The 3,582-nt window shown below is 45.6% G+C and carries 2 protein-coding genes; both read right to left on the bottom strand.

Annotated elements, in window-relative coordinates; translation table 11 throughout:
* Nucleotides 1-162 precede the first annotated feature (162 nt).
* The gene (locus F6K49_RS37295) at nucleotides 163-1,668 is read right to left on the bottom strand and encodes a reverse transcriptase domain-containing protein (RefSeq protein ID WP_293105109.1); all 1,506 of its coding nucleotides are present in this window, start codon (nucleotides 1,666-1,668) and stop codon (nucleotides 163-165) included.
* A 567-nt stretch (nucleotides 1,669-2,235) separates the two neighbouring features.
* Nucleotides 2,236-3,381: a transposase gene (locus tag F6K49_RS37290; RefSeq protein ID WP_293105106.1), complete on the bottom strand. Its 1,146-nt coding sequence runs from the start codon at nucleotides 3,379-3,381 to the stop codon at nucleotides 2,236-2,238.
* Between the last annotated feature and the right edge of the window lie 201 nt (nucleotides 3,382-3,582).

Raw genomic sequence — 3,582 nt, 5'->3', positions numbered from 1 at the left:
GCATATTTCCCTTTTGTTACCAAAAGGTATTGAGTCCAACCTAAAAGGTTGTTTTACGTGAGGGTAGGTGGTGTAAATTACCCTGGGGAGTCGGCTCCCCGCTTTACTTGACCAGTTCAGGTCGCGCGGTTTCCCCTCACACGGCTCCTAGGTAAACTCGGTCTATGACCGGCCTTTTGGCTTGCTCCAATGTATCTGTTGATGGCAGCTTCGATGAACTGCTAGTAAGTTCTTTTTGGACCAATTGTCGTGGTTTCCATCTACATGATGAAGGTGTACATCTTCGCCTTCTAAGAACTTCAATCTACAGTGTCCACAGGAATGGTTTTGCCGTTTCAAGGCGTCTGAGGTAGCGTCTGAGTAGAGGCGGGAATTCCTTTTACTCCAGTAAACTAGGTCACCATCATAAGGTGACTTAGTCCCTTTAACGTTTGCGTGTTGATTCTGTTTGTACCCCACTTTTGGGAATGCTTTTTTACATAGTTCGTTGGCCTGGTACCGGTTCACTTTCTTTTCCTTTCGGAATTTACGGTTAGCGGTTAGGTTCATGAACCATAGGCTATCCCTTGGGCTACTCATATCACAACTACTGTGGTAATTACGCCACCCGCGAACGATTGGGGCTAGCTTTTTTGCTTTTACTTTGGCACCATAGTTCGAGTTGTTGACCACGGCTTTGATTTTCTTACGGATGTTTCTGTGGTTTTCCTCTGAGGGAATACACGAAAACTTTCCGTCTTTTCTGACGCGGAATTTCCACCCCAGGAAGTCAAATCCGTCTGTCGTTTTGGTTAGCTTGGTCTTTTCTTCGTTGATTTCCATTCCGCGTTCTGCCAGGAAGTCTTTGACTTTCTGGAGAATCTTTTCAGCATTGTCTTTTGGCTTGAGTATAAATACCATGTCGTCTGCGTATCGCAGGCTGGTGTGTATATTCTCGATTCCGTTGAGTGCCACATTTGCTAATAGGGGGCTGACCACACCGCCTTGGGGTGTTCCTTGCTCTAGGAATTCCGGATTGATGCCTGCTTTTAAACACCTGAAAATCCCCTGTTTTAGGCACGCAGGAGCTAGCAATCTATCCATGATTGAGCTGTGTGAGATGCGGTCAAAGCATTTCTTTATGTCTAGTTCGATTATTCGCTTGTTTATACCGTTGTGGTCTGATTTCAGGTGTAGGAATAGGCGTTTTTGCACGTCTTGTGCTCCTCTTCCTGTTCTAAAACCATAACTGTCGGCGCTGAACGTGGCCTCATGGGCTGGTTCCAATGCGAATTTGGCTAAACATTGCCATGCTCGGTCGGCTATGGTTGGTATCTTTAACATTCGAGTCTTTCCATTCTTTTTCTTGATTGGTTTTTCTCGTAGTCCGCTATGTTTCCAGTCGTGGCCATAGAGGTTTAATGTTTCCACCAGTTCCATGCGTTCCCTGAAATTGAGTTTGGACTTTCCGTCAATTCCAGCTGTTCTTTTGCCCTTATTTAGCTGTGTTACTTGTTGGACAGCCAGCAGTTGTGCTGCACGGGACTTCATAATCAGTTTCTGTAATGACTTGGCTTTCTTCAGGTCACCTTCTCGAACCGCTTTATATACTCGCTTTTGTAGGCGGAATAAATTTTGGTGGTGTTTTTTCCACTTCTGATTTTTCCAAAGTTCACTATGATTGCTCATGTGTCTAACCGTGCTCTACTAGAGTTTGCATATTCTGAATACCCGCAGGCAGTTTTCGCCTGCATCCTACCCGGTAGTAGGGATTAAGTGTGACATCACTTACTATAGGTTCGACCAATCTATAGACCTAGGTTGTGCTACCGTTTTTACTTGTTCCGTTCATCAGATTGTTGTGGTGATTTAGGGCAGTCCAATTTGCCTATTCCCTCCTCGGAGATTCCAGCTGTCTCGTAGAAACGCTGTGAGGATATTCGGGAATCAAGTCTCGCATATGCTAGTCAGATTGCGGCTTACTCGTTAGACACTTTTTCAGGACTTTTACTGTCTGTTACCCATGTCACCTCCCCGTTAGCGGCAGTGTCACCCATCTGATTGGTGTCTGATTCCGCCCTGGTGCCAGCTTCACTCTGCTAGGTTGTCGCCTGCTCGGTGTGGCCAGGTAGGGAGTCACTAGTCTCTTCTAGGGGTCGGGTTTGCACCGCCATCCAGATGAACAGTTATAACTTTTTGGGGTTATCCCCGCGAGTTACTTGAGTCATACCTTACTCTTTCATGAGTACCTCCTACTCAAAACAAGCCGCACCTACGAACGAGTTTAAACACGCCTCTAGCACCAATGTTGTAAGCGCCGTTGAGATCAGCATTAAAGCGCTTAGCTGAAGGGAAGGTTGCTAGGGAGTAATTTCTTGAATCACGTCTAACCGTGCCGGAACCATCATAGGCTAATTTTGAGGTGTAAGCTGCTACAACCTCTATTGTTTTGCCTCCCAGTTCAGCCCACTTCATTTCAGTAAAATTGCGAATCAAAGACTTAAGCCATCCATGAAATCTTTGTCGAAGATTGGATCGTTTTTTGCCACCTCTTGGCTTCCAACCTTTCAGATTCTCGAATACTATAGCTTCAGAATTAAATTGCTCAGCAATCTCAACAATTCGCTTTGAAACAAGGTGACCTATTTGATGATTAATTCTTCGGCATTTTTCATAGGTTTTAGAACAGAATCCTTTGTGAAGTCTGCCTCCTTTACCCATGGTCTTGGCCGCCCGCATAGAGACGGATTTCAGTCGCTGATCTCGACGGTCTATGTCTCTTCCAGGGTGAACGAATTCACGGTGGATTACAGTGCCGCTATGAGTTACGACTGCTATTGTAGCTGTTGTATTTATCCCTAGATCAACTGCTGTGACATTAGCCTCTGGTTTTCTTTTTTCTGGCTTGCAAATAAATGGAACGGACAAGTGACAGACCCTTTCATTTAAGACCAATGAAGGGGACATCATCTTATTGGATGCCACGAGATGACGCTCTCTTAATCCAGTGATTTGAACGGTAGTCCAAAGCCAATCAGAACCATTGAAAACCTTGATTTCGACTTGGTCATAACCATGCAGCTTGTAGCATTGTCCCTTGTAAAGGGAGGGATAACAGCCAGTGTCTGCATTTAGCCTTGGAGGCTTAGCATCCCTTCTTTTTCTGTTCCCCGACTGCCACTCCCGATAACGAGTAACAAAACTACTAACCTGACCAGCGGAAAACGCGATTGCAGCACGACGCAAGTAACTAGGGAATTTGTAGAAGGTTTTATTGAACTGAGGGTATTTAATATTAGGACGTGACCGGGTCTGATGCATTAATTTTTCGACAGCAGGAGTTAGTTTATCTGCCGTTAATTCCCCTAGCTCAGACCAGTGAGTATAAATAATTCCGACCAAGTACCGACAAGCACGACGATAGACTCCAACCGTTTCACTGAGCAGCAGGCGCTGTTCAGGTGTCGGATTAAGTCGTTACGGTCGATGGGGGCTATTGAACCCCGCACCTCCGCTTCAGAACCGTGCATGAAACTTTCGCCTCACACGGCTCCTAAGTATCTTTTTGGCTCCAGTGTAATTGTTGGTGGCAACTTTGGTGTA

Source organism: Moorena sp. SIO3I6, from assembly GCF_010672095.1.
Note: the sequence above shows the minus strand (reverse complement) of the source record. Positions and strands in the feature narration are given on the sequence as shown.

Coding starts and splice junctions, on each gene's coding strand:
- F6K49_RS37295 (WP_293105109.1), bottom strand. CDS start 1,668: ATGAGCAATCATAGTGAACTTTGGAAAAATCAGAAGTGGAAAAAACAC.